Origin of the sequence: Rhodococcus sp. APC 3903 (assembly GCF_030407755.1) — a bacterium.
Taxonomy (GTDB): Bacteria; Actinomycetota; Actinomycetes; order Mycobacteriales; family Mycobacteriaceae; genus Rhodococcus_F; species Rhodococcus_F erythropolis.
On sequence record NZ_JASDCV010000009.1, the window covers coordinates 237081 to 262889 of the forward strand.

The 25809-nt window shown below is 63.3% G+C and carries 24 protein-coding genes; 5 read left to right on the forward strand and 19 right to left on the reverse strand.

The annotated features are described in order from the left end of the window. Positions 1-45: 45 nt before the first annotated feature. The 4 genes from QMA15_RS15490 to QMA15_RS15505 form a co-directional block, all read right to left on the reverse strand. Positions 46-1548, reverse strand: coding sequence for a histidine kinase N-terminal domain-containing protein (locus QMA15_RS15490; protein WP_279163757.1), 1503 nt, complete (start codon positions 1546-1548; stop codon positions 46-48). An 8-nt stretch (positions 1549-1556) separates the two neighbouring features. Further along, entirely contained in the window at positions 1557-1772 is a 216-nt protein-coding gene (locus QMA15_RS15495; RefSeq protein ID WP_007731208.1) for a biotin/lipoyl-binding carrier protein, read from the reverse strand. 313 nt (positions 1773-2085) lie between these two features. After that, positions 2086-2367, reverse strand: coding sequence for a mycothiol system anti-sigma-R factor (rsrA, locus tag QMA15_RS15500; protein ID WP_003940722.1), 282 nt, complete (start codon positions 2365-2367; stop codon positions 2086-2088). Further along, entirely contained in the window at positions 2364-3011 is a 648-nt protein-coding gene (locus QMA15_RS15505) for a sigma-70 family RNA polymerase sigma factor (RefSeq protein WP_085989606.1), read from the reverse strand. Before QMA15_RS15505 ends, rsrA begins: the two co-directional genes overlap by 4 nt. Before the next feature lie 258 nt (positions 3012-3269). Here QMA15_RS15505 and ybaK point away from each other — a divergent pair, with 258 nt between their 5' ends. Then, on the forward strand, positions 3270-3764 hold the full coding sequence (gene ybaK, locus QMA15_RS15510) for a Cys-tRNA(Pro) deacylase (protein ID WP_029255044.1): 495 nt from the start codon (positions 3270-3272) through the stop codon (positions 3762-3764). A 24-nt stretch (positions 3765-3788) separates the two neighbouring features. Continuing rightward, entirely contained in the window at positions 3789-4502 is a 714-nt protein-coding gene (locus QMA15_RS15515) for an SIMPL domain-containing protein (RefSeq protein ID WP_019747793.1), read from the forward strand. A gap of 3 nt (positions 4503-4505) precedes the next feature. Here the strand turns inward: QMA15_RS15515 and QMA15_RS15520 are convergent, their stop codons facing one another. Beyond that, on the reverse strand, positions 4506-5258 hold the full coding sequence (locus tag QMA15_RS15520; RefSeq protein ID WP_070386889.1) for an SOS response-associated peptidase: 753 nt from the start codon (positions 5256-5258) through the stop codon (positions 4506-4508). A 49-nt stretch (positions 5259-5307) separates the two neighbouring features. On the opposite strand from QMA15_RS15520, the gene aroA reads away from it, so the two are divergent. After that, complete coding sequence (gene aroA, locus QMA15_RS15525; protein ID WP_047889470.1) at positions 5308-6621, forward strand: 3-phosphoshikimate 1-carboxyvinyltransferase; 1314 nt, start codon at positions 5308-5310, stop codon at positions 6619-6621. After that, on the forward strand, positions 6570-7607 hold the full coding sequence (gene rsgA, locus QMA15_RS15530) for a ribosome small subunit-dependent GTPase A (protein ID WP_007731200.1): 1038 nt from the start codon (positions 6570-6572) through the stop codon (positions 7605-7607). The genes aroA and rsgA overlap by 52 nt, the downstream gene beginning before the upstream one ends. Positions 7608-7699: 92 nt before the next feature. Here the strand turns inward: rsgA and QMA15_RS15535 are convergent, their stop codons facing one another. From QMA15_RS15535 to QMA15_RS15560, 6 genes are all read right to left on the reverse strand, one after another. Next, positions 7700-8941, reverse strand: a complete 1242-nt coding sequence (locus tag QMA15_RS15535; RefSeq protein WP_019747790.1) for a fatty acid desaturase — start codon at positions 8939-8941, stop codon at positions 7700-7702. A gap of 138 nt (positions 8942-9079) precedes the next feature. After that, positions 9080-10342 (reverse strand): acyl-CoA desaturase, encoded by a 1263-nt coding sequence (locus QMA15_RS15540; protein ID WP_279163756.1) that lies wholly within the window; start codon positions 10340-10342, stop codon positions 9080-9082. 24 nt (positions 10343-10366) lie between these two features. Then, the gene (locus tag QMA15_RS15545; protein ID WP_003940928.1) at positions 10367-11485 is read right to left on the reverse strand and encodes a ferredoxin reductase; all 1119 of its coding nucleotides are present in this window, start codon (positions 11483-11485) and stop codon (positions 10367-10369) included. A gap of 92 nt (positions 11486-11577) precedes the next feature. Continuing rightward, complete coding sequence (locus QMA15_RS15550; protein ID WP_020969223.1) at positions 11578-12078, reverse strand: hypothetical protein; 501 nt, start codon at positions 12076-12078, stop codon at positions 11578-11580. 23 nt (positions 12079-12101) lie between these two features. Beyond that, a complete protein-coding gene (locus QMA15_RS15555) occupies positions 12102-13511 on the reverse strand; it encodes a wax ester/triacylglycerol synthase family O-acyltransferase (protein WP_003940935.1) in 1410 nt (469 codons plus the stop codon). Then, complete coding sequence (locus QMA15_RS15560; protein WP_021332567.1) at positions 13505-13930, reverse strand: HAD-IA family hydrolase; 426 nt, start codon at positions 13928-13930, stop codon at positions 13505-13507. The genes QMA15_RS15555 and QMA15_RS15560 overlap by 7 nt, the downstream gene beginning before the upstream one ends. Positions 13931-14242: 312 nt before the next feature. Between QMA15_RS15560 and QMA15_RS15565 the strand changes: the two genes are divergently transcribed. After that, positions 14243-14578 (forward strand): Rv3235 family protein, encoded by a 336-nt coding sequence (locus QMA15_RS15565; RefSeq protein WP_243617116.1) that lies wholly within the window; start codon positions 14243-14245, stop codon positions 14576-14578. 52 nt (positions 14579-14630) lie between these two features. On the opposite strand, the gene secA is transcribed toward QMA15_RS15565, so the two are convergent. The 8 genes from secA to ahcY form a co-directional block, all read right to left on the reverse strand. Further along, on the reverse strand, positions 14631-17474 hold the full coding sequence (gene secA, locus QMA15_RS15570; protein WP_046378336.1) for a preprotein translocase subunit SecA: 2844 nt from the start codon (positions 17472-17474) through the stop codon (positions 14631-14633). Between the two features lie 130 nt (positions 17475-17604). Next, positions 17605-18285, reverse strand: coding sequence for a ribosome-associated translation inhibitor RaiA (gene raiA / locus QMA15_RS15575; protein ID WP_003940893.1), 681 nt, complete (start codon positions 18283-18285; stop codon positions 17605-17607). A 175-nt stretch (positions 18286-18460) separates the two neighbouring features. Next, positions 18461-19192 (reverse strand): ComF family protein, encoded by a 732-nt coding sequence (locus QMA15_RS15580; RefSeq protein WP_279163755.1) that lies wholly within the window; start codon positions 19190-19192, stop codon positions 18461-18463. Between the two features lie 51 nt (positions 19193-19243). Then, positions 19244-21022: an MtrAB system accessory lipoprotein LpqB gene (lpqB, locus tag QMA15_RS15585; RefSeq protein WP_019747782.1), complete on the reverse strand. Its 1779-nt coding sequence runs from the start codon at positions 21020-21022 to the stop codon at positions 19244-19246. Continuing rightward, entirely contained in the window at positions 21019-22758 is a 1740-nt protein-coding gene (gene mtrB, locus QMA15_RS15590) for an MtrAB system histidine kinase MtrB (RefSeq protein ID WP_019747781.1), read from the reverse strand. The genes lpqB and mtrB overlap by 4 nt, the downstream gene beginning before the upstream one ends. Next, complete coding sequence (gene mtrA, locus QMA15_RS15595; RefSeq protein WP_003941013.1) at positions 22755-23432, reverse strand: MtrAB system response regulator MtrA; 678 nt, start codon at positions 23430-23432, stop codon at positions 22755-22757. The genes mtrB and mtrA overlap by 4 nt, the downstream gene beginning before the upstream one ends. Before the next feature lie 116 nt (positions 23433-23548). Then, positions 23549-24190 (reverse strand): dTMP kinase, encoded by a 642-nt coding sequence (locus tag QMA15_RS15600; RefSeq protein ID WP_020907105.1) that lies wholly within the window; start codon positions 24188-24190, stop codon positions 23549-23551. An 80-nt stretch (positions 24191-24270) separates the two neighbouring features. Further along, complete coding sequence (gene ahcY / locus QMA15_RS15605) at positions 24271-25749, reverse strand: adenosylhomocysteinase (RefSeq protein ID WP_021332564.1); 1479 nt, start codon at positions 25747-25749, stop codon at positions 24271-24273. Between the last annotated feature and the right edge of the window lie 60 nt (positions 25750-25809).

Sequence of the window (25809 nt, forward strand, 5' to 3'; positions counted from 1 at the left end):
TGGTGTCGGGCTTTTTGTCTGCTCGAATCGCTAACGCTGCTCGAATCAGTAACGCGCAGTGCGTCTACCGAGCGGCACGCGCAGAACCGCGTCGGTGCCGCCACCGCTTCCCGGGTGCAGTCCGAGCGAGCCACCGAGTTCGGCGCCCAGCAAAGTCCGCACGATCTGGAGTCCGAGCCGATCGGACTTCTCGAGGTCGAAGTTCTCCGGCAGGCCGCGCCCGTTGTCGTGGATGATCACGTCCAACCAGCGCGCAGAACGCTCGGCGCTGAGTGTGACCGTGCCGGTCACTCCCAGATCGAAAGCGTGCTCGATCGCGTTCTGCACCAACTCCGTCAGCACCATGACCAGCGGGGTGGCGCGCTCGGCGGAGAACACTCCGAAACTGCCCTCACGCCGAATCGCCACCGGCACACCCACTCCCGCGACATCGGAGAGCATGGGAACCAACCGGTCGATCACCTCGTCGAGATCCACCTCTTCGTCCACCGACATCGACAAGGTGTCGTGAACGAGAGCGATGGACGTCACGCGCCTCACCGACTCTGTCAACGCCTGTCGCGCTTCGTCGTTGCCGGTTCGCCTGGCCTGTAGACGCAGAAGCGCCGCGACGGTTTGCAGGTTGTTCTTCACTCGATGGTGAATCTCGCGGATGGTTGCGTCCTTGCTCAGGAGAGCGCGATCACGACGCTTGACCTCGGTGACGTCGCGGACGACGACCGCCGCACCGACATGCCGGCCGCCCGGCTTGAGAACCAGGGCTCGCAGCAGAACGGTCGCCCCGCGCGCCTCGATCTCCATACGGCGACCGGGCTTGTCCGCCAACGTATCTCGGATGTATCCCGCAGCTTCCTGAGACTCGAACGGGTCGGTGACCAACGAACGGGTCAACGCCGCGAGGTCTTGGCCCACCAAATCCGAACTCAGACCCATCCGGTGATAGGCCGAGAGCGCGTTCGGGCTGGCATAGACGACGGTGCCTTCGGTATCGAGACGGATGAAGCCGTCGCCCGCACGTGGGCTCGAGTTCGTGTCGGAGCGCGATTCTCGGATCGGGAAGGTTCCGTCGCTGATCATCTGACACAGGTCTTCGGCGCAATCGAGATACGCGAGCTCGAGCGGACTCTGCGCTCGCTGGTGCGACAGGTTGGTGTCGCGGCTCAGAACCGCGATGACTCGCCCGTCCAGACGCACCGGAACGGCTTCCCGACGCGGCGGCATTCCTTCACGCCACGTCTCGTCTTCCCCGCGCACGACGCGGCCCTCGACGAGAGCGCGAAGAACCTGCGGGTGCTCGGACTCGGAAACGACCGTTCCGACTGCGTCCTCCGGAAAAGCCGTCGATGCCGTTGTCGGCCGGCAATGCGCGACGCAGATGACCGTCCCCTCGGATCGGTTCTTCTCCGATTCGGTGCCCACCCACAGGAGAACGTCGGCAAAGGAGAGGTCGGCGAGCAGTTGCCACTCCCCCACGACGCGCTGGAGATGGTCGACCGCCGCACCGGGAAGATCGGTGTGTTCGGCGAGGAGGTCACTGAGAGTGGACATCGTCCGGCTTAGGAGATCACGGCGATCAGATCGCCTTGCTGAATCACGTCGCCGACCTTGACGCCCACCGTCGTCACCGTTCCCGGAACTTCGGCCAGGACGGGAATCTCCATCTTCATGGATTCGAGGATGACCAGGGTGTCGCCGTCCGCAACGACGTCTCCCTCGCTCACGACGACCTGGTAGACCGTCGAAACCATCTCGGCGCGCACGTCTTCTGCCATCGTGAACCTCACTTCTGTCGGAACTGCACTCTGACCACGAAAATACGTCGACGGATCACTCGATCGACCTGCCAATGGAACCACACCGGCATCGGCGTGAAAGAATGACGCGAAAGAAACAGAAGGGAGACCAATCATGGGTAAGCGTGGTCGTAAGAAGCGCAGCCGTAAGGGCAACGCCGCTAACCATGGCAAGCGTCCAAACGCCTGACATGTAGCGCAACAAAACGTCCGAGGGGCGGGGAAGCATTGCTTCCCCGCCCCTCGGCGTTACTGCCTTCCGACTGCTGCCGCTCAGATCTTCGCTGACGGGCTAGCTGTCGGTTTCGGTAGTCGTTATGACGATGGTCCGACGCAACTCGACGGTGAGCCGCTGACGCAGGCTTTCCGGCGCGTGGTCTCCACCGCACTTACGGTTGATCAGGCTCTTGACCTTCTCCTCGATCCCGTAGGCCTCGAGGCACGATCCACAATCGTCGATATGACGCTGCAGGCGAGCACGACTTGAATCGTCGCATTCACCGTCGAGCATCAACCAGACGTCGGCGATGACTGCCGAGCAGTCGAGCCTTTCGAATTCGTCCTGCTCACTCATCGTGTGACACCTTCCGTCTCGGTGGCTGCGACTGTGGCTGTGTCGACCGCGCCGTCCCGATTGAATCCCCGGTCTTTTGCGACATCGGCCAAAAGACCACGCAATTGCTTGCGACCACGGTGCAGTCGCGACATCACCGTTCCGATGGGTGTGCCCATGATCTCCGCGATCTCCTTGTACGGGAATCCTTCGACATCGGCGTAGTACACGGCCATACGGAATTCCTCGGGAAGCGACTGCAGCGCCGCCTTGATGTCATCGTCAGGCAACGCGTCGAGCGCCTCCACCTCGGCCGATCGCAGCCCCGTCGAGGTGTGCTCGGCGGTGGCGGCCAACTGCCAGTCGGTGATCTCGTCCGTCGGATACTGCGCGGGTTGGCGCTGCTTCTTGCGGTACGAGTTGATGTAGGTGTTCGTGAGAATCCGGTACAGCCAGGCTTTCAGGTTGGTACCGGCACGGAACGAACGGAAAGCGGTGTACGCCTTGACGTACGTCTCCTGCACGAGATCCTCGGCATCAGCCGGATTCCGCGTCATGCGCAGGGCAGCGCCGTACAACTGGTCGAGCAGCGGGAGCGCGTCGCGCTCGAACCGGGCAATCAACTCATCCGCAGTTTCGGGCGTTTCGGACACAGCGCCGTCGATAGGTTCAGTTACCCCTGACGGTTCGTCCTTGGGCCGGTCGTGTTCCAGCACTCTGATCCCTTCACTAGCCGTAGGGATCAAGGTTACCGCCAACTGAAGATCCGACCCACGGGCCGGTGGTGGCTCACACACAGCCAGCACGGTCGCTCCTTCGCTTCTCGGGACAAGTTTCATCAACTGGTACCAACACGGGAGTCTGCGACTCTGTTCCCGGCCTGGTCGGATGTACCTGTCGGCGATCCACATAGGGTGCTCCTCATGGCCGGAACAGCGACCCCCGCGACCGCACTTCTCGACAAGTCGAAGACACCGCACCGCGTTCACAGCTACGACCACGATCCTCGCGCCGAATCGTTCGGCGACGAGGCGGTCACTGCGTTGGCCGAGTCGACAGGCGTCGAGGCTGCCCAGATCTTCAAGACCTTGGTCGTCAAACTCGACACCGGCAAGCTCGCCGTCGCGGTCCTGCCGGTCCCGAACAAGCTCTCGCTCAAAGCCGCAGCCGCTGCCCTCGGTGCAAGCAAAGCCGTCATGGCCGATCGCGCCGAAGCCGAGCGCTCGAGCGGCTACGTCTTCGGCGGTATCTCACCGCTCGGCCAACGCAAGAAACTGCCGACCGTGATCGATGCGTCGGCGCTCGACTGGGACCGCATTCTCTGCAGCGCCGGTCGACGCGGGCTCGAGATCGAGCTGGCTCCGACGGACCTCGCGCAGTTGAGTGGCGCGGTCACGGCGCAAATCACGGCGGGCTGAGTATCCGGTCGCTACGGTCTCACCATGCGACCACACCTGAAAACTCTTGCACTGACCGCTGCAGCGGCAGCTCTCACCGTCTCGCTGACGGCCTGCGGGAGTTCGGACAATGCCGCCAAGGAAGTCACGGTAGTCGGATCAGGGCAGGTCCGCGGGGCGCCGGACATCCTCAATGCCGACATCGGCATCGAGGTGGTTGCCCCGGATGTATCGGGAGCGGTCTCGGAGTCGAATGACAAGGCCCGTCAGATGATCGACGCGATAGTCGCCGCCGGTGTGGCCCCCGAGGACGTACAGACAAGCGATCTGTCCGTCCAGCCGCAGTACGACGCCAGCGGTGGACCGTTCGTCGGCGGCAACGTGACCGGCTACCGGGCAACCAACTCGGTACGAATCGTCGTGCGCGATCTCGACAAGGCCTCTTCTGTCCTGGACGCCGGCATCGCGGCGGGTGGAAACGCGGCACGGCTCGGTAACGTCGCCTTCGCCATCGACGACGACTCTCAGCTTCTGGCCGACGCTCGCACCCGGGCCTTCGAGGACGCGAAGAACCGTGCCGAGCAGTACGCGGATCTGTCCGGCACGTCGCTCGAGAACGTCGTGACCATCACCGAGGCACACGACACGAGTGGCGGTCAGACCATGCGCGCTCCCGACGCCTCGATGTCCGACATGGTTCTCGCCCCGGGAACCCAGCAGGTCTCGTTCGAGGTGACCGTTACCTGGGCTCTCGGCTGACCACTAGAGCAGGCTGATCTGCTCGCCGGCACGGTCGACGTCCGGCTCGATCAACTCGTGCCCGTTGTTCTTGACACTGTTGACCAGCGGCCGGACTCGATCGACGTCGATCCGCTCGAAGAGGTCCGGTACCGGTTCGAGCAGAGCCGAATCGACGGTGTTGTCGGGGTCGAGCCACGCCTCCCAGCGGTCACGAGGCAGGGCGAGGGGCATGCGGTCGTGAACCTGCTCGAGGTGACCGAGAGAGTCGACTGTGACGATCGAGCAGCTCAGGACGGGGCTCGTGTTCTCGACCCTCGGGTCCCGCCAGGCAGACCACACGCCCGCCATGAACAGCCGTGATCCGTCGTCGGGGTGCATGTAGTAAGGAATCTTCGCTGCCTTTTTCCCGCCGGTGGCCTCGGTCTGCCACTCGTACCACCCGTCCATGGGGACCAGGCAACGCTTGAACTTGAAGGCGGTCCGAAACGCCGGCTTCTCCGCCAGCGAGTCGGCGCGGGCGTTGAACAGGACCGGGCCTTTGCCCAGCTCCTTGGTCCACGACGGCACCAATCCCCACCGCATCCGCCGAATCCTCTTGGTCGGATCGCTGTCGGGGTTCTCCCGATCGTGGCGTTCGACGACGGTCAACACCTCGGTCGTGGGGGCCACGTTGTAGTCGGCTTCGACGGGCGCCGAGTGGTCCGTCTCGTCGAGCGCATCGAGTTCCACCGCCAGGGTGGCCGGGTCCGCTGTGGTCGCATACCTTCCGCACATGACACCCAGGGTGGCACGGTTTCGACCATTCCCCCACCGATGAGAGAAGATGGACCATGTGAGTCTGAGTCTGTGGAGCGCCCCGAGGGCCCAAGCACCCGTCGATGCAGTGGTGACGCTGCCCGGATCCAAGTCCATCACCAATCGAGCTCTGATTCTTGCCGCACTTGCGGATGGCCCGTCCACGATTACCGGTGCACTTCGCAGCCGTGACGCCGACCTGATGATCGCAGCTCTGCGTGACCTCGGCATCGGCGTCGAGGAAGCCGGCGATCCGACCACGCTTCGCATCACCCCTGGGCCCCTGCGCGGCGGCGAGGTCGACTGCGGCCTGGCCGGCACCGTGATGCGCTTCCTGCCGCCGCTCGCCGCGATGGCCGACGGCAGCGTCCGCTTCGACGGCGACGAGCAAGCACGCACCCGCCCCCTCGGCACCATCTTGGAGGCACTGCGCGGTCTCGGCGCTCGGATCGAAGGTGACGCACTCCCGTTCACCGTCACCGGAACCGGATCCCTACGCGGAGGAACGGTCACCATCGACGCATCCGGCTCGTCGCAGTTCGTCTCCGGTCTCCTGCTCTCGGCTGCTGCCTTCGAAGAGGGTGTCACCGTTCACCACGACGGCAAGCCCGTCCCGTCCATGCCACACATCGACATGACCGTCGAGATGCTCCGCCAATCCGGAGTTTCCGTGACGACACCAGCCACGGGCGGAGACGCAGACACGTGGCGAGTGGCACCGGGGCCGGTGCGCGCCGTGGACTGGGCGATCGAACCCGATCTCTCCAACGCCACACCGTTCCTGGCCGCAGCCGCTGTTACCGGCGGAACCGTCAGCATCCCGATGTGGCCGTCGTCGACGACGCAGCCCGGCGACGCGATCCGCGGGATCCTCGCCTCGATGGGCGCCGACGTCACTCTTGCCGACGGCGTGCTGACCGTTCGCGGCCCGGAGAAACTGCGTGGCATCGACATCGACCTCCACGACGTGGGAGAGCTGACCCCCACCGTCGCGGCCCTGGCCGCTCTCGCCGAGGGCACCTCGCATCTGCGAGGTATTGCACACCTGCGCGGGCACGAGACCGACCGTCTGGCCGCCCTCGCCGACGAGATCAACAAGCTCGGCGGTTCCGTCACCGAAACCGACGACGGCCTGACGATCGTTCCCGCGGAACTCCACGGCGGACAATGGCTCTCGTATGCCGACCACCGGATGGCAACAGCCGGCGCCATCATCGGCCTGGTCGTCGACGGCGTCGACGTCGACGATGTCGGAACCACAGCCAAGACACTGCCCGGCTTCGAGAACATGTGGATCGACATGCTCGAGAGTTCGCCGGCGACACCGAAGGCAAGCTTCTGAGTCCGCGGCAGTACGACGAGTCCGACGTCCGGGTACGTCCCGGCCGCGGATCCCGCCCCCGTACGAAGACTCGGCCCGAACATCTCTCGGCCGAATCGGGGATGGTGGTGTCGAAGGATCGTGGCCGTTGGGGTTGCGTCCTCGGCGGCGATCCCGACCGACTGATCGTCACGATGCGCGCCCGCGAACTTGGCCGAACCCCCATCGTCGTCGGCGATCAGGTGGACATCGTCGGCGATCTGTCCGGCAAAACCGACACCCTCGCCCGCATTGTCCGGGTCTCCGAGCGTTCAACGGTTCTGCGACGGACGGCCGACGACACTGATCCCTTCGAACGCATCGTCGTCGCGAACGCGGAGCAGTTGCTCATCGTCGTGGCACTCGCCGATCCCCCACCGCGCACCGGTTTTGTCGAGCGCGCACTGGTCGCCGCCTACGTGGGTGGCCTGACACCGATCGTCTGCCTGACCAAGAGCGACCTCGAACCACCCGAGGAATTCGCGAGCACTTTCGCCGACCTCGACATCCAAGTGGTCGTCGCCGGTCGCGACGATCCCCTGGACGAACTGACGCAGATCCTCGAGCACAAGTTGACCGCCCTGATCGGACATTCCGGCGTCGGAAAATCGACATTGGTCAATCGCCTTGTCCCCGATGCCAATCGAGCGGTCGGCATCGTATCCGGCGTCGGCAAGGGCCGGCACACATCGACGCAATCGGTGGCACTCCCCCTCGCCGGTGGCGGCTGGGTGATCGACACCCCGGGCATCCGTTCGTTCGGTCTGGCGCACATCTCGCCCGAGAACGTGGTGGCTGCATTCTCGGATCTCGCTGCGGCGATCGAGGATTGCCCGCGCGGATGCACGCACCTCGGGCCGCCGGCAGACCCCGAATGCAAGCTCGACCTGCTGGAGGGCAAATCCGCTCGACGCGTCGTCGCTGTGCGACAACTGCTGGAAGCGATCAAGTCCAACGATCAGTACTGAGCGACACCCCTTGGCTAGAACAGCAAAGCGGCCCGGCACCATGTCGAATGGTGTCGGGCCGCTTGTTGCGTCTGGTCAGCGCAGGCGGGAAATCAGCGCAGGCCGAGGAGGCTGCGCAGCTTTCCACTCTTGCGCTTACGTGCGATGGCGCTCTTGAGACCGTTACGACGCCCGGTCACGGGATCGACAGTCGACGTCAGTTCGCCGTCGAACATCCGCTCCGACGCCGTCTCGGGCGCATTGTCGACGGTGTCCTTGAGGTACTTGTTGGGCAGCGACAGCTTGGCGATGGTGCGCCAGGACTTGGCGTACTGCACGGCAAGTGGGCCCGTCGTGTACGGCAGGTCGTACTTGTCTGCGAGCTGACGCACCGTGACCGCGATGTCCTTGTAGCGGTTGCTGGGCAGATCGGGGAACAGGTGATGCTCGATCTGGTAGCTCAGGTTGCCCGTCATGAAGTCCATGAGCGCGCTGCCCTCGATGTTGGCGCTGCCGAGCATCTGACGCAGGTACCACTGGGCCTGCGTTTCCTTGTCGATGTCTTCCTTGGTGAACTTCTCGGCACCGTCCGGGAAGTGACCGCAGAAGATGACCGCGTTGGTCCACACGTTCCGCAGGGTGTTGGCGGTGAAGTTGGCCGACAACGTGCTCTTCCACGCCGGGCCGGTGATGGCCGGGTAGATGACGTAGTCGCGCAGGACCTGCTTGCCGATCTTCTCGCCGACCTCGCGGAGCTTGCGCTGGGTCTCTTCCTTGTCGGCGCGGCCCTTGGCCACCTTGCCGAGCTCGAGGTGCTGTGCGGCGATGCCGTACTCGAAGAACAGCGCAAGCAGCGTGTTGTAGACCAGATTGCCGGCGTTGAAGGGCTTCCATCGCTGATCGCGGGTGACGCGCAGGAGTCCGTATCCGACGTCGTCGTCCATTCCGAGGACGTTGGTGTACTTGTGATGCAGGTAGTTGTGGGTCTGCTTCCAGTGCGCAGACGGACCGGTGACGTCCCACTCCCACGAGGTGGAGTGGATCTCCGGGTCGTTCATCCAGTCCCACTGACCGTGCATCACGTTGTGCCCGAGTTCCATGTTCTCGATGATCTTCGAGAGCGTCAGCAGGCCAACTCCGGCGAGCCACGCCGGACGGCGACGGCTGGCGAAAAGCACTGCGCGGCCGCCAATTTCGAGTGAACGCTGCAGGCGAATGACGTTGCGCACGTAGCGCGCGTCCTTCTCTCCGCGCGACTCCTCGATGTCGCGACGAATCGCGTCGAGTTCGCGGCCGAGCGCCTCGATGTCGGCGTCCGTGAGATGTGCATATTCCTTGACATCTGCAATCGCCATGGAAAGCCTCCTAGCAGTGAGTTAGGCGCAAAGTAGTAAGTGCAGAACGATCATGACTTCGAATCGTTCAGATCAACTGCACCTACTGTAGCGTAACTTACGGCACCGTAGGTTAGGTTTTTCCCGATGTAACCTATATCACTTCCGGCGCTTCGGCATGCGAGAACGCGCCTGCGACTTGAGTGCGGTCAACAATCCGAGGCGCTTGCCGGTGACCGGATCGGTACGCAGGTCCTCGACCATCGCCATGGCTGCGTCCCGGAACCCTGAGTCGCGGAACCGTAGTTCCGAGGACGTTTCCGGAGCATTGTCCGAGGTCGCAGTCAGCCACTTGTCCGGCAAGGCCAGCTTGTGGATCGTGCGCAGCGCCAGGAGATACTGCTTGAAGAGCGAACCGGTCGTGTACGGGAGATCGAACTTCTCGCACAATGCACGCATCTTCACGGCAATTTCGGGGTAGCGGTTGCTCGGCAGATCAGGGAAGACGTGGTGCTCGATCTGGTAGCTCAGGTTGCCACTCATGAGTCCCATGAGCTTGCCCGAATTGAAGTTCGCGCTACCGAGCATCTGGCGCAGGTACCACTCGTGACGAGTCTCCTGCTCGAATTCGGCAACGGTGAACTTCTCGGCGCCGTCCGGGAAGTGACCACAGAAGATGACGACGTACGCCCACAGGTTGCGCACGAGATTCGCGGTGGCATTGGCCGTCATGGTCGACTTCCACGCCGGCCCCGTCAGCGCGGGGAACAAGATGAAGTCCTTGCCCACCTGACGAAAGATCTTGCGCGCGAAGTCTTTGTTCGCCTGCGAGTTCAGTTGCCCCTTTTCCGCGCCCTCCAACTCGGCTGCCGCCGTGAGGTCGTGCAGCGCGATGCCCCACTCGAACGTGGCCGCCAAGATCACGTTGGCGATCGGCTGGAAGAGGTTGATCGGCTTCCACGGCTCGTCGCGCGTCATACGCAGGATCCCGAAACCGAGGTCCTCGTCCATCCCGACGACGTTGGTGTACGTGTGGTGCTGGTAGTTGTGGGCACGCTTCCAGTGCTCGGAAGGACCGGTCTGATCCCACTCCCACGAAACGGAGTGAATCTCGGGATCGTTCATCCAGTCCCATTGCCCGTGCATGACGTTATGCCCGAGCTCCATGTTCTCGATGATCTTCGACAGGCTCAGCAGGCTCGTGCCGACCAGCCATGCCGGTCGGTACCGACTGCCGAACAGCGCGATACGCCCACCGAGTTCCAACGCCCGCTGGACGCGAATGACGCGACGAATGTAGCGGGCGTCCCGGATTCCACGAGAGTCTTCGATGTCTAGTCGAATCTGATCGAGTTCACGTCCGAGAGCTTCGACATCGGCCTCGGTGAGGTGCGAAAACTCTTTGATATCGGTGATGGCCACCGTGGTCCTCCGTGTGCCTAGAAGCTATGCGTCCAGCGTACAGTCGCCGGCGGCAGCGGAGATGCACGTCTGAATCCGCTCGCCCTCCGCGTGCTGTTTTCCCGAGCGTAGGTCGATTGCGTGGCCGGCAACGAGAGGCACGACACACGTCTGGCAGATGCCCATGCGGCAACCGAAGGGCATCAAGGCGCCGGACTGCTCGCCGGCTTCCAGAAGCGTCGTCGCGCCGTCGACGGTGATCGTCTTACCCGACTTCTCGAACGTGACCGTGCCGCCGTCCGCCGAGGCGTCGATGCGTGAAACCGCGAATCGCTCCATGTGGAGTCGATCCTCGATGCCTTCCGCCTTCCAGACGTCTTCGAGCTCGTCGAGCAACGGAAGGGGTCCGCACGCCCAGGTGTGGCGCTCACGCCAGTCGGGGCAGACCGTGTCGAGGGAACTGAGTTTGAATTTTCCGTCGCGGCGCGTGAGCTGAACGTGACTCACGAAGTCCTCGTGCTCGGCGTGCAGTGCCGTGAGTTCGTCGGCGAACATCACGTCGGATTCCGTCGGAGCCGAGTGGATGTGCATGACGTCGGGCAATTGACCGCGCCGGTTCATCGTCCGCAGCATGCCCATGACCGGAGTGATGCCACTGCCGGCGGTGATGAACAGGATCTTCTCCGGCGGCGGATCCGGCAACGCGAAGTTACCCGAAGGCGTGGCCAGTCGAACGATGGTTCCCGACGGCACGGCCCCGCTGACGAGGTGGCTCGAGAGAAAGCCCTCGGGCATGGCCTTGACCGCGATGGAAATGCGCTTGTTCTCCCAGTTGGGAGGCGAAGTAAGTGAGTACGACCGCCAATGCCAGCGTCCGTCGATATGCAGACCGATGCCGATGTACTGCCCCGGCTGGTAATTGAAGTCGAATCCCCACCCCGGCTTGATGACGATGGTCGCCGAATCCGTGGTCTCAGGCCGGACTTCGACGATCTGACCACGCAGCTCGCGGGCGGACCACAACGGATTTGCGAGGTGCAGATAGTCGTCGGGAAGCAATGGTGTGGTCAGCCGAGCCGCCGCACCACGAAGCAGATTGAGCTTCGACCGCGCTGCCGGAACTACCGACGCTGCCGGTGCCTCGATCCAGTCCTTCAGACCCATCAGACCTCCACCTCTCACCTTCCGAACCCACTGCCTACGGTACCGTAGGTTATCAGGTTACGGTACCGTAGGTTACTTCACGGTAAGCACATTCACAGCAGGTCGAGCAAGAACGGCAACTCCTGCGCGGCGTACCACGCCAACTCGTGGTCCTCCGCGTCGCCGAGCGTGAACTCGGCATCGGCGTCACCGAGATCCGCCGCGTCGACTATGCCAGCAGCGCGCTCGATGTCCGATTCTGCCTGTTCGAGGTCGACATGCACAGATGCAACCTGAGCCATCGTCACAGGACCCGCCAATCGAACTACAGAATCGTCGAGATCGGGACGCAACTTCACATCTGCATCGTCGACGTCGGCGGCAACGACAGCACGCCGGAAGGTGACGTCACCCTCCGTTCCGGCGATCAGCCGCAGCGACGCACGCGCAGCCTCACCCATGGCGACCTCGGCCAACTCGTCGTCATCGCCCGCCGCGTACGACTCACGCAGAGTCGGGGTGACCGCAAAAGCCGTCCGGCTCATCGGGTCGAACTCCTGATCTGCGACCAACTTCTGCAAAATCTCGACCGTCGCCGGTACGTACACCCTCATGAGACCACCTTCATGCTCGTTCGTCACCGACTCGCATCCGTCAATTCCTCGAGTGACTCGAAGATCAGCGAACGAACGACGTCGACGTCCGACATCGCGTCACGGTCGGCATTCAAACCGTAGTAGACATTTCCGTCGTACGACGTCAGGGCGATGCTGAGTGTCTGATTCTTGAGCAGTGGCGACACCGGATACATCTCCAGCATCCGAGCCCCACCGAGGTAGAGCGGGAACTGTGGCCCTGGCGCATTGGTGATCATCAAGTTGAACATTCGCTGCGACAGACTACTGGCCGCACGGGAGCTCATCGCATGCAGCGTCGCCGGCGCAAACCCGGACATTCGCACCATCGTCTGCGCGGTGACCCGCCGACCCTGACGCGCGAATGCCTCCGTCGCATGCGCCACGTGAGAGAGCCGAACAACCGCGTTGGGTTCACCGACAGGCAGGTCGATGAGGAACGACGAAACATGCCCCGGCGCCTGCGGATCGTCGACGTCGGGACTCTCGGGGCCGTCCGTGTACACCGACATGGGCACCATCGCCCGCACGATGGTCGCCTCGGTCACCGGCTCACCACGCGAGAGCAGCCAGTTCCGCATCGCACCTGCGATGACGGTGAGAATCACGTCATTGATCTCGCACCCGTACCGCGCGCGAATACGTCGATAGTCCTCGAGAGACGTCTTGGCCACCGCAAGGCGTCGATTGCGCGAGATGGTGGCGTTGAGCGGGCTCGACGGGGCCACCTGGGTCGCCGTTCGAACCACTTCCGCGAGTTTCCCGAGTGCACTCACAGCCTCGGTGACGGATGTGGTCACGTCGTTGAACGCTGCACGCGCCCGCGCGATCCCCTCCCCCGGGCTCGTCACGAGATCTGCCATTGCACTGACCAACAAGCTGGTATCGCTCGGTGGCCTGGCGGGCATCCACAATTCTTCGGGGCCTGGCGCTCGATTCTTCTCCGGATCGAAGATCACCTGACTGATCTCTGGAGCCGCCTCGCCGTCCACCAACGACGAATGAGACTTCGTGAAGATGGCGAATCTGTTTCTGGTCAGCCCCTCGACCAGGTACATCTCCCACAACGGCCTCGTGCTGTCGAGTGGTCTCGACGTCAGCCGCGCGATCAGATCCATCAGCTGTTCGTCGGAACCTGGTTTGGGCAGAGCCGATCGGCGTACGTGATAGGTGATGTCGAAATCCGAGTCGTCCACCCACACGGGGCGGGCCAGGCCGAACGCCACCTCACGCACTCGCTGGCGGTAACGCGGAACCGATCCGAGCCGCTCTTCGACCAGACGAAGCAATTCCTCGTGATCGATCCCGTTTCGCAGTTGCCGGAAGATCCCCAACGAGCCGACATGCATCGGCGTCGTCCCGGCTTCGAGGAAGTAGAAAGCAGCATCCTGAGTCGTCAGTCTGTTCACCATGGCTTCGTGTCCCCTCCGTCGCCGAGATCGAACAGAATCGACAACTCCTCGATGGTCGATTCCGAGCCGACGTGGTGGACCCCGACCATCCCGACTGCCACCGCCGCCCGGACGTTGATTTCGAGATCATCCACGAAAACGAAGTCCTCCGGCTCGACGCCCAAACGACTCGCCGCCAACAGATAGATCTCGGCGTCGGGCTTCGCCATCTCGACATCACCGGACAAGATCACGTCGTCGACCAAGACCCCGTCTCCGAGGTCCCGCAACCACTGAGCATTGGCACCGCCGGGATCGTTGCTGACGATTCCCGTCACGATTCCGCGGGCCTTCACCGCGCGCACGACCTCGCTCAAGCCGTCGAGATCCGACCCCGGACCGAACAGCACGCCACCGACATCCAACAGAAGTCCCCGCACGCCATCACCCTAAGTCGCGATGGTGATCACGGCGACATCTCGAGCGTTTCGTGTCATGCTTCTCACCATCGCTCGGGGGAGCGAAGTCCGAGACGACCATCTCGGACGCACGATCATCCGGGGGATGCCATGGAGCAGGACTGCACAATCATTCTCGAGCCGGCACCACAATTCGAGCCTCACGCGCATACCGTCGCGCTTACGCGGCCGCAGTGCCGACCCGACCGAGCGCAGTGCCGAACAGACCGAATGCTGCGTCGCCCACGAAAGTCGCCACACAACGGAACGTCGCCCAGTGCCGGTTTCACTCACGTGCTGGAACCGCAGTTGGCGGGTGCCGACATCTTCTGGAACCGATCGCTTCGCCTGGTTCTCGAAACCGTCGACCGGCGACGAAATCCGCGGCAACTCAAGGGCGTATTGACGCCGTCCGTCCTGGAAGTTGTTGCGCGACTTTATACTTCGGAATTTTCGGCCCGGAAGCTGGGCGGCGCGGCCGTTCACCGCACCCACGTTCAAGCAGTGTCGAAGAGTACCGCCGAAGTCTGTGCGACGTACACACGAGGCACGCAGACATTTGCCGTCGCGGGTCGGATCGACCATACAGACGGAACAGGCTGGACGGTCACCGCACTACACGTGGTGTGACCGTCCAGCCTGCTGAGTACTAACTGCGCTGGTAGCTCAGCTGTACTGAACCTCAGCGCTTGCGCTTGGACTTCGGAGCTCGATTGCTCTTCGACTGCGTCCGTGCTGCTTCACGACGTTCGCGGCGCGAGGCCGCCCCGTCACCGGAGTCGGCGGCCGAGTCACGCGTTGCCTTCGCCTTGCCGTCCTCGTCCGGGCCGGTGTACGTCAATCGCGACGGACCTTCGTCGTCAAGTCCCTTGGCGCGCAACGCCGTCGGGGCAGCAGTTCCGGTTGTCCTGGCTGCGGCTTCCTGCGTCGGGAGCGGCTTGGGCGCCGTGGCGGACGCCGCAGCGGCCGAGCCGGCCGTGACGGAGATTCCGCTCGCGGGCTGCGCCGGAGCTGCCTCGACCTGCAGGTTGAAGAGGAATCCGACGGACTCTTCCTTCAATCCGTCGAGCATGCCGATGAACATGTCGTAACCCTCGCGCTGGTACTCGACCAGCGGATCGCGCTGGGCCATCGCACGCAGACCGATTCCCTCCTTGAGGTAATCCATCTCGTAGAGATGCTCTCGCCACTTGCGGTCCAGGACCGAGAGGAAGACACGACGCTCGAGTTCACGCATACCGTTTTCGCCGGCGATCGCATCGATCTCGGCTTCGCGCTTCTTGTACGCCGCGTGGGCGTCTTCGAGCAAAGCGGTTCGCAGGTCGTCACGGCTCAGGTCACTGTTGATGCCTGCGCCGTCCTCCCCTGCCAACGTCTTGTGATCGATGCCGACCGGGTAGAGCGTCTTGAGCGCGGTCCACAGCTGCTCGAGATCCCAGTCCTCGACGTATCCCTCGGCGGTCGCACCGTCGACGTAGGCGGTGACCACGTCAGTGATCATCTGCTCGACCTGGCCCTCCATGTCCTCACCCTCGAGGATCTGGCGGCGCTCCTTGTAGATGACCGTTCGCTGCTGGTTCATGACCTCGTCGTACTTGAGGACATTCTTGCGAATTTCGAAGTTCTGCTGCTCGACCTGAGTCTGAGCGCTCTTGATGGCCTTCGAGACCATCTTGGCTTCGATCGGTACGTCGTCGGGAAGGTTGAGGCGCGTCATGATCGACTCGAGGGCCGAACCGTTGAAGCGACGCATGAGCTCGTCACCGAGCGAAAGGTAGAACCGCGATTCGCCGGGATCACCCTGACGTCCGGAACGACCGCGCAACTGGTTGTCGATACGACGCGATTCGTGACGCTCGGTGCCCAGAACGTACAGGCCGCCGGCGTCGCGGACCTTCTCCGCGTCTGCCTTGACCTCAGCCTTGACCTCGTCCAGGACTGCGTCCCAGGCTGCTTCGTACTCGTCCGGCGTCGTGACCGGATCGAGGCCCTTCTTGCGCAGCGCGATGTCCGCGATGATGTCCGGGTTACCACCGAGAACGACGTCGGTACCACGGCCGGCCATGTTGGTCGCGACGGTGACCGCACCGGAGCGACCGGCCTCGGCGATGATGGTCGCTTCCTTCTCGTGGAACTTCGCATTGAGGACGTTGTGTGCAACGCCGCGCTTGGTGAACTGCTTGGACAGGTACTCCGAGCGCTCGACGCTGGTGGTACCGATCAGGACGGGCTGGCCGTTCTCGTGGCGCTCGACGACATCGTCGACCACCGCGTCGAACTTGGCTTCCTCTGTCTTGTAGATGAGGTCGCCGTTGTCGACTCGGACCATCGGACGGTTGGTCGGGATCGGGATCACACCGAGGGTGTAAGTCTGGTGAAGCTCGGCAGCTTCCGTCTCGGCGGTACCCGTCATGCCGGACAACTTGTCGTACAGACGGAAGTAGTTCTGCAGGGTGATGGTGGCGAGAGTCTGATTCTCCGCCTTGATCTCCACCTTCTCCTTGGCCTCGATCGCCTGGTGCATGCCCTCGTTGTAGCGGCGGCCGACCAGCACGCGGCCGGTGAACTCGTCGACGATGATGACCTCACCGTCGCGGACGATGTAGTCCTTGTCCTTGGTGTAGAGCTCTTTGGCCTTGATCGCGTTGTTCAAGTAGCTCACCAGCGGAGAATTCGCGGCTTCGTACAGGTTGTCGATACCGAGCTGGTCCTCGACCAGTTCGACGCCCGCCTCGTGCACACCGATGGTGCGCTTGCGGATGTCGACCTCGTAGTGGACGTCCTTCTTCAGCAGCGGCGCGATGCGAGCGAACTCGCTGTACCACTTGCTGGAGCCGTCGGCCGGGCCCGAGATGATGAGCGGGGTTCGGGCTTCGTCGATGAGGATCGAGTCGACCTCGTCCACGATGGCAAACGCGTGGCCACGCTGGACCAGGTCGTCCAGCGAATGCGTCATGTTGTCGCGCAGGTAGTCGAAGCCGAACTCGTTGTTGGTGCCGTACGTGATGTCGGCTGCGTAGGCGACGCGGCGCTCGGCCGGCGTCATGCCCGACAGGATCACACTGGTCTCGAGGCCGAGGGCGCGGTGAACGCGACCCATCCACTCGGAGTCACGCTTGGCGAGGTAGTCGTTGGTCGTGACCACATGGACGCCGTCACCGGCGATCGCGTTGAGATAAGCCGGAAGAACCGACGTCAGAGTCTTGCCCTCACCGGTCTTCATCTCGGCGACGTTGCCGAAGTGCAGGGCCGCGCCACCCATGATCTGCACGTGGAAGTGCTTCTGGTTGATCACGCGCCACGACGTCTCACGGGCCACGGAGAATGCCTCGGGCAGCAACTCGTCGAGAGTTTCCCCGGCGGCATAGCGCTCACGGAACTCGGTGGTCTTGGCTTTGAGTTGCTCGTCTGTCAGGCCTTCGACATCGGGCGACAGAGATTCCACATGCTCGGCGATGTGCTTGAGCCGCTTGACCATGCGACCTTCACCAACACGGAGCAGCTTCGATAGCGACAGCGACGGCACAGTCTTCTTCGTCCTCAATCTTCGGCGACAGGGGTCACACACTGAAAATCCGGCCGGGGTCCGAAAACTCCGGCCGGATTCCATGGTAGGCGCTACCGGCGGCGAGCGAGCAAACCCACCACCGATTGGGTCATGTCAGGCGGATCAATCCGTAGTCGAAAGCGTGACGACGGTAGACGACGGACGGCTTGTCCGACTCCTTGTCATGGAAGAGAAAGAAGTCGTGTCCGACCAGTTCCATCTCGTACAGAGCGTCGTCGATGGTCATCGGCTCGGCCGGGTGATCCTTCGTGCGGACCACGCGTCCCGGGCCGTCGTACTCGTCCGGCTCTTGGCCGTTCAGCGAAATGTCCGGTGTGACTCCGAGCGAGTCTGCGTCGACGAGGGAGGCGGTTGCCTCCGCGACGGACACCGGTCGCTTGTCGCCGTAATGGACCTTCTTGCGGTCCTTGGTTCGACGGAGCCGGCTTTCGAGCTTGTCGATCACCGATTCGAAGGCGGCGTAGAAGCTGTCTGCGGACGCTTCGGCTCGGGCCACCGGGCCTTTACCTCGAGCGGTGATCTCGACGCGCTGGCAACTCTTGGCCTGTCGTCGGTTGCGTTCATGTTGAAGTTCCACGTCGAAGTGGAATATGGAGGGGTCGAAGTGTTCGAGTCGCGCCAGCTTTTCCGAAACGTAGATTCGGAAGTGATCGGGGATCTCGACATTTCGTCCCTTGACTACGACGTCGGATCTCGGAGCTGCGGCATTCTCGGAACGCTCGATGGTGGCGTCCTCGATGAAAAACGAGGCTTGCGAAGGGGTCGTCACTCGTACCTCCCAATTACGGCCCCGCCCCACGGTGGGCGGCGGCAAATTCTGCAAGTACCGAGAGGGGATCCGCCCGGCACCAGTATCGAAGTACCACCTCCTACCAGTATTTTCGGGTGTGCCGCCGACGCTAGTACGTAACGCGCGCGAGTGCCACTGTTCCAACGAAATTCATCTAAGCCCCTGCAAGAACAAGCACGAGAGTTGTCCGAATCCCACTGAGCGTGAGAGCCCGAACCGACTCTGCCGCAGTCACTCCCGTGGTCAGGACGTCGTCGAGCAGGACGATGTCGCCGTCCCCGACAATCGAAGAGACTGCAGTGGTGTCGAGAGACACATGACCGTTCACATTGGTCACCCGGTCGGCCGCGGACAGTCCGACCGAGTCACGTACGCCTCGCGTCATCCGGAGAATCGGACAGACACGTACCGGACGCCCCTCGACGGAACCAACTTCCCGCTTTTCGCGCACACTCTCGGCTATCCGGCGAACCGGATCACCCCCGCGAGAACGCGCCGCTCGGGCGCGTGTGGGAGCCGGCACCAGCACGATCGGATTGCGACTCACGACGCCGACCTCGCCCCACCGTTCCAGAGTGGCCAATGCGCCGGCCACAGCGATCCCCAGAGGCATCGCGAGGTCCCGACGACCCCGTTCCTTCATCTCGATCACACTGCGCCGCCTTGGGCCGTCGTAGCGGCCGAGTGCCCAGACCGGCACGCCCGGGTCTACGCGCGGACTCAATTGAACCGGATGGTCACGCAGCAGTTCCGCGCACTCACCGCACCACAGCGTCCCCGTGCGGCCACACCCACCACACTCGCGTGGCAACAGCAGATCGAGCAATCCGGCACCGAATTTCTTGTCCCCCATGGCCGAATCATGAATCAGAGCACCGACATGCATCAGAGCACAGACATGCATCAGAGCACAGACATGCACCAGAGCACAGAGACGTCAGCCAGGTAGAACCGGAATCGCCTTCTGTCCGGTCAGCACAGTCACTTCACGCCAGCGTCGATCCCCGGCGGGGTCGTTGTTGTTCAGTTGGAACACCGCACGCGCGTCGGCGACGTACTCGGTGGTCGGCGACGCATCCACGGAGGTGACGGGAGCGGTCAGGTTTCCACTCGGCAGCGCGTCCATTCGTGAACCGTCTATGGCGACCTGGACGACCGGTATGTCGGCTCCACTGCGCGCGATCACGATGGTGTCGCTGTTGCTCCAGTCGAGTGAGAGCGCGGTACTGCCCAAGCCGGACGCCACCGCACGCGGACTCGTCAGGGCGTAGACCCCGCTGGGTGTGCGCACGACCACGGCCAGGTAGACCTTGCCGTCGATGATCATCGCGGCTCGCACGCCGTCGCGAGAGAGACGCAATTCCGAGATCGTGGAGCCGACCGACGTCAACGCCCCGACATCGACGTTGGTGACCGACACCCGACCGGTTCCTGGTTCGCGGACGACCCGAACGACGGTATTGCCGTTCACGGCCGCCCAGACCGCGTTGTTGTCCAGCTCCCACGAAGGTCGGGTGATGGCGCTGCCTTCGAGCACCGGAGCGGAACCATCGCCGTATGTACCGAGCGACAAGTCGAACCGGGTGGCTGGATCCGGCCGAGCCGTGTCTGCGACGGCTGCGACCAACTTGCCGTCCCGCGAGAGAGCAGCCGCCGTGAGGTTGCCCGCATTGCCCGCGAAACCGGGCACCGGAGTCGCCTCCTGCTCGCTGACGCTCACCAGTGAACCGTTGCGCAGTGCGTGCAGTCCGACGGTCGCACTCGTGGTGGCCAGCGGGTTGGTCGACGCGACGTCGGCGGTGGTCCAGCCTTCCGCATGAGCCGCGTCCAGCGGTTCGCCGTCGATCTCCAGAACGTACGGTCCCGCGACATCGGCATTGGCGAGCGTCCAGATGACTTGCGCTGCAAACAAACCGCGCGTCGCAGCATCCATCGGATTGTCCAGACGGAAGTTGATGCGCACACCGCCGAGACCGACCCCGACCTGTCCCGGCTTGCCGTCGGCCTTGGTGATCGGACCGATCACCGACACGCCATTGCCGAGTTCGTTTCGTACAGCCGGCGCCAGCGCTGCCTTCGGTCCGTCGATCATCAGGCCGATCAGCTGAGCTGCCACCTGGTCCTGTCCGCCGGAGATCCAGCGAAGGTCGGGGACGACTGTCTGGCTGGTCGGGTCGAGGAAGAACAACGACTTCCGCTGATATGCGCCGAGGAACTGCGGGCGCTCCATGATCACACCGGGTGGCAGATCGCTGATACGCCATTCGCCATCGGTCAACGTCAGCGTCATCTTCGCTTCGAAGCTGCCCTCTTCGGGGACGTACAGCCCGCCGGGGTCGAGGCGACCGACCTTGTTCACACGAATCGTGTACACCGCTTCGGAACTGGTTCGCGACGCCGACAGGGTGTCGATCTTGTCGACGATGACGGCACTGGCCGCGTCGTCCCAGCGCGCCGAGGCGTCTTTGGTGAGGTACTGACGGGCTGCGGCATGCCGGTTGGACGGATCGGTACTTGCCTTGACGAAGTCACGTACCAGCAAGTCCGGTTCTCGCCCCGATGCCGGTGATTCGACGGAGGTTCCGGGCACAGCTGTTGCCAGAGTTCCGATTGCCTGCGGCGAGGAGGATTCCGGCAAACTCGCGCACGCGCCGGTCAGCAACAGCACGCTGAGCGTTGTTGCGAGAAGTGCCAGACGGCGGCGGGTTTCGATCATGATCGATCCCCACCGTTGGACTCGTTCCGCGAGTCCGATTCGCGCGGAGTCGGCAGGGACGACGTGACCTCGCCGACGGTATCGGCGACGATGTCGGCTTCGCTCGGCGTGCGGACGAACTTTGTGGTCGTCGGTTTGAGAGGCAGTGGGCTCGACACGACTTTCTTGCCACGGGTGCGCGAGAGCGTCAGCCGGAAGCAGGCGCCGACTCCCGGTTCGCCCCAGGCCTCGAGCTTGCCGTCGTGCAGATTCGCGTCCTCGACGCTGATCGCGAGGCCGAGTCCGGTGCCGCCACTGCGGCGCACGCGGGACGGGTCCGATCGCCAGAACCGGTTGAAGACCAACTTCTCCTCGCCCGGACGCAACCCGACGCCACTGTCGCGGACGATGAAGGCGAGGGCATTGTCGTCGGCGCGAAGGCGAAGCAGAATCGGCTTCCCCTCACCGTGGTCGATGGCGTTGGCCAGGAGATTTCGCAGGATGCGTTCGACGCGGCGCGGATCGACATCTGCCATGACGGGCTCGTCGGGCATGTCCACGATCAGTTCGGTGCCGGATTCGCGGGCGAGATGGCGAACCGTGGAAACGGCCGCTCGCGCACACATACGCACGTCGAGTTGTTCGGATGCGAGTTCCGCGACACCGGCGTCGTGGCGGGAGATCTCGAGGAGGTCCGCCAGAAGCCCCTCGAACCTGTCCAGCTCGGCGACAAGCAGTTCCGACGACCGACGCAGCATCGGATCGAGGTTCTCGCTGCCGTCGTAGATCAGGTCGGCGGCCATGCGGACCGTGGTCAGAGGTGTGCGGAGTTCATGGCTGACATCGGAGGTGAAGCGTTTCTGGAGACTGCCGAACTCCTCCAACTGGGTGATCTGTTTGGACAGACTCTCGGCCATCTCGTTGAAGGACATGGCCAAGCGCGCCATGTCGTCCTCGCCGCGGACCGGCATTCGTTCCTTGAGTCGGCCGTCTGCGAAACGCACCGCGATTCGTGAGGCCGATCGGATGGGAAGCACGACCTGCCTGGCAACCAACAGCGAAATCGCAGCCAGGAGCACCAGCAACACGGCTCCACCGATCAGCAGGGTGCTTCGAACAAGCGACAGACTCCGGTCTTCGCTTGCGAGCGGGAAGATCAGGTACAGCTCGAGTCCCGATATCGACGACGCGGTGGGGCTACCGATGATCAGCGCGGGACCGGAGTAACCGTTCGGGTTGGACACCGTCGCGAATTGGTAGCTGATCTGGCCGCGTTTGACGAACTCGCGCAGGTTGTCGGGGATCTGATCGACCGGTCCCGAACTCGTCGGCTGGCGCGGCCCGTCCCCAGGCACGATGAGCACCGGGTCGAAGGTGCCGGCCGACCCGGAGGCCTGGCCCGAGGTCTGGTTGCGACGGCTTGTCAGTCCGGATGCAGCGCTTTCCAATTGAACGTTGAGCGCCGTCGAATCGTCGACGCCCGCGAGTTGGTCTTCGACGATGCCGCGGGCACGGTCCATTTCCTCGGTTGCCGCGGTGATCTTCGTTTCCAACAGTCGATCGGTGATCTGGCTGGTCAGCACGACACCGAGAATGACGATGACGATCAAGGACAACGTCAAAGTCGAGACGACCACTCGCAACTGGAGCGAGCGTCGCCACGTGTGCGCGAGGGTGTTGCTCATCGAGTGACACCACCGCAGAAATGGCGTCAGCCGTCGATTGAGACGACGACGCCACCTGGAAACTCCGCTCACGGCGGTCCGGCCTTGTAGCCGACCCCCCTGACCGTCAGAACCACTTCGGGATTCTCGGGATCAGTTTCGACCTTGGCGCGCAAACGCTGAACGTGCACGTTCACCAGACGGGTATCGGCGGCGTGGCGGTATCCCCACACCTGCTCGAGAAGGACTTCACGGGTGAACACCTGGCGCGGCTTGCGCGCCAATGCGACCAGCAGGTCGAATTCGAGTGGTGTGAGCGAGATCTGCTCGCTGCCGCGGCTGACCTTGTGCGCCGGAACGTCGATCACGATGTCGGCGATGCTCAGCAGCTCGGCCGGTTCCTCTTCGGTGCGGCGCAGGCGAGCGCGAACTCGCGCCACCAATTCCTTCGGCTTGAACGGCTTCATGATGTAGTCGTCCGCACCGGATTCGAGGCCGAGCACGACGTCGACGGTGTCGGTCTTGGCCGTCAACATCACGATGGGCACACCGGAATCCGCACGCAGAACCCGGCATACGTCGATCCCGTTCATTCCGGGAAGCATGAGATCGAGCAGGACGAGATCGGGGCGCGTCTCACGCACTGCCGCGAGCGCCAGGGTTCCGTCGCCTACCACGTAGGGATCAAAACCCTCACCACGCAGCACGATCGTGAGCATCTCGGCGAGTGCCGTGTCGTCGTCGACAACCAGAATCCTTGGTTTCATATCCCTATCGTTGCATCTCGGAGCGATGAATCAGACCGTTACGAGGCCGTGCGGCGTGCCGCGTCTTTCCCTCTACTGTGCCGGAAAGTTCGAATCCCGGCTGCCAGGGTGACCGATCACGCGAAATCCGCGAGCCTGCGTGCCAGATCTGCCGGGTCCGTCTCCGGCCCCACGATCCACCAGGGTGAGGCCCAGTTCGTCGCTGCCAACTGCTTGTAGAGCTCACCGGTTCTGGCCTGCAGACCGCCGTCGCGCTCGTAGGCGTCGAGCTGACGCGACGCGTCCTGGGCCTCACGGGAGCGGGCGCGCTGCTCGGCCAGGGCTACCGGCACGTCGAGGTACAGCTGCAGATCGGGAGCGGGGAGAGCGAGTCGACCCAACTCCAATTCACGGATCCAGGCGACCATCTCGCCGTCCACGCCCTGATGCACGCGCGCCGCGTTGTAGGCAGCGTTGGAGGCAACGTAGCGGTCGAGGAGAACAATGTCGTTGGCGGACAACAGTTCCGAGATCCGATCCGCAGCACCGGCGCGGTCCAAGGCGAACAGGACTGCCATCGCGTTCACGGATTCAGCCAGGTCTCCGTGTGATCCTTTGAGCGCCTCGGCAGCAAGATCCGCGTGGATCGACTTTCCGTACCGCGGAAAATCCAGAGTCGCGATCGACGTGCCGCCGCGGCGGAGTTCGGTCTCCACTTTGCCGATCAACGTTCGCTTTCCAGCTCCGTCGAGGCCTTCCAATGCCACCAGTGTTCCCACGGCGGACAAGCCTATCCCCCGGCCTGCTTGCGCAGACCGGGGGACGGCGGGCACTACATTCTCAGCGACGAATCGCCGGGTCAGTAGCGGTAGTGCTCCGGCTTGTACGGGCCTTCGACGTCGACGCCGATGTACTCAGCCTGATCTTTCGTGAGCTTGGTCAGCGTGCCACCGAGTGCCTCGACGTGGATCTTGGCGACCTTCTCGTCGAGGTGCTTCGGGAGGCGGTAGACCTCGTTGTCGTACTCGTCCGGCTTCGTCCACAGTTCGATCTGTGCGATGACCTGGTTGGAGAAGCTGTTGCTCATCACGAACGACGGGTGGCCCGTCGCGTTGCCGAGGTTGAGCAGGCGGCCTTCGGACAGCACGATGATCGAGTGGCCGTCGGCGAAGGTGAACTCGTCGACCTGCGGCTTGATGTTGATCCGCGTGACGTCGCCGGACTTCTCGAGGCCTGCCATGTCGATCTCGTTGTCGAAGTGACCGATGTTGCCCAGGATGGCCTGGTGCTTCATGGCCTTCATGTGCTCGAACGTGATGATGTCCTTGTTACCGGTGGACGTGATCACGATGTCGGCCCAGCCGATGGCCTGCTCGACTGTCTTGACCTCGAAGCCGTCCATGAGCGCCTGAAGGGCGTTGATGGGGTCGACCTCGGTGACCGCGACGCGAGCGCCCTGGCCACGAAGTGCCTCGGCACAACCCTTGCCGACGTCTCCGTAACCACAGACCAGCGCAGCCTTGCCGCCGATCAGAACGTCGGTGCCGCGGTTGATGCCGTCGAGCAGCGAGTGGCGTGTGCCGTACTTGTTGTCGAACTTGCTCTTGGTGACCGAGTCGTTGACGTTGATCGCGGGGAACGTGAGTTCGCCGGCAGCGGCAACCTGGTACAGACGAAGAACGCCCGTGGTGGTCTCCTCGGTGACACCCTGGACGGACTCGGCGATCGCAGTCCACTTGCCCTTGTCAGCGGCGAGCGACTGACGCAGAAGCGCAAGGAAGACCTTGTACTCGTCGGAATCCTGGTCGTCGTCCGTCGGCGGCACGACGCCGGCCTTCTCGAACTGTGCGCCCTTGAGCACCAGCATGGTCGCGTCGCCGCCATCGTCGAGAATCATGTTGGCGGGCTCGCCCGGCCAGGTCAGCATCTGCTCCGCTGCCCACCAGTACTCTTCGAGGGTTTCACCCTTCCAGGCGAAAACCGGAACGCCCTTGGGCTCTTCCGGGGTGCCGTGCGGACCGACGACGATGGCGGCGGCAGCATGATCCTGCGTGGAGAAGATGTTGCACGAAGCCCAGCGGACCTCGGCGCCGAGCGCCGTCAGCGTCTCGATCAGAACCGCGGTCTGAATGGTCATGTGCAGCGAGCCGGAAACGCGAGCGCCCTTGAGCGGCAACACCTCTGCGTATTCGCGACGAAGCGCCATGAGGCCGGGCATCTCGTGCTCTGCCAGACGGATTTCCTTGCGACCGAACTCCGCGAGCGAAAGATCTGCAACTTTGAAGTCGATGCCGTTACGGCTCTCGGCCACGGGCGTTGTTGAAACTGAGGTCGTCATCTGCCTCTCCTGGTTGACGTGCAAACTATGCACAAGCCTATCGGTGTACCAGGCTATCGG

Excerpts from the sequence above, each read along its gene's own strand:
- QMA15_RS15490 (WP_279163757.1), bottom strand. The coding sequence starts at position 1,548 with ATGTCCACTCTCAGTGACCTCCTCGCCGAACACACCGATCTTCCCGGT.
- QMA15_RS15495 (WP_007731208.1), bottom strand. The coding sequence starts at position 1,772 with ATGGCAGAAGACGTGCGCGCCGAGATGGTTTCGACGGTCTACCAGGTC.
- rsrA (WP_003940722.1), bottom strand. The coding sequence starts at position 2,367 with ATGAGTGAGCAGGACGAATTCGAAAGGCTCGACTGCTCGGCAGTCATC.
- ybaK (WP_029255044.1), top strand. The coding sequence starts at position 3,270 with ATGGCCGGAACAGCGACCCCCGCGACCGCACTTCTCGACAAGTCGAAG.
- QMA15_RS15515 (WP_019747793.1), top strand. The coding sequence starts at position 3,789 with ATGCGACCACACCTGAAAACTCTTGCACTGACCGCTGCAGCGGCAGCT.
- QMA15_RS15520 (WP_070386889.1), bottom strand. The coding sequence starts at position 5,258 with ATGTGCGGAAGGTATGCGACCACAGCGGACCCGGCCACCCTGGCGGTG.
- aroA (WP_047889470.1), top strand. The coding sequence starts at position 5,308 with ATGGACCATGTGAGTCTGAGTCTGTGGAGCGCCCCGAGGGCCCAAGCA.
- QMA15_RS15535 (WP_019747790.1), bottom strand. The coding sequence starts at position 8,941 with ATGGCGATTGCAGATGTCAAGGAATATGCACATCTCACGGACGCCGAC.
- QMA15_RS15545 (WP_003940928.1), bottom strand. The coding sequence starts at position 11,485 with ATGGGTCTGAAGGACTGGATCGAGGCACCGGCAGCGTCGGTAGTTCCG.
- QMA15_RS15550 (WP_020969223.1), bottom strand. The coding sequence starts at position 12,078 with ATGAGGGTGTACGTACCGGCGACGGTCGAGATTTTGCAGAAGTTGGTC.
- QMA15_RS15555 (WP_003940935.1), bottom strand. The coding sequence starts at position 13,511 with ATGGTGAACAGACTGACGACTCAGGATGCTGCTTTCTACTTCCTCGAA.
- QMA15_RS15580 (WP_279163755.1), bottom strand. The coding sequence starts at position 19,192 with ATGCATGTCGGTGCTCTGATTCATGATTCGGCCATGGGGGACAAGAAA.
- lpqB (WP_019747782.1), bottom strand. The coding sequence starts at position 21,022 with ATGATCGAAACCCGCCGCCGTCTGGCACTTCTCGCAACAACGCTCAGC.
- mtrA (WP_003941013.1), bottom strand. The coding sequence starts at position 23,432 with ATGAAACCAAGGATTCTGGTTGTCGACGACGACACGGCACTCGCCGAG.
- ahcY (WP_021332564.1), bottom strand. The coding sequence starts at position 25,749 with ATGACGACCTCAGTTTCAACAACGCCCGTGGCCGAGAGCCGTAACGGC.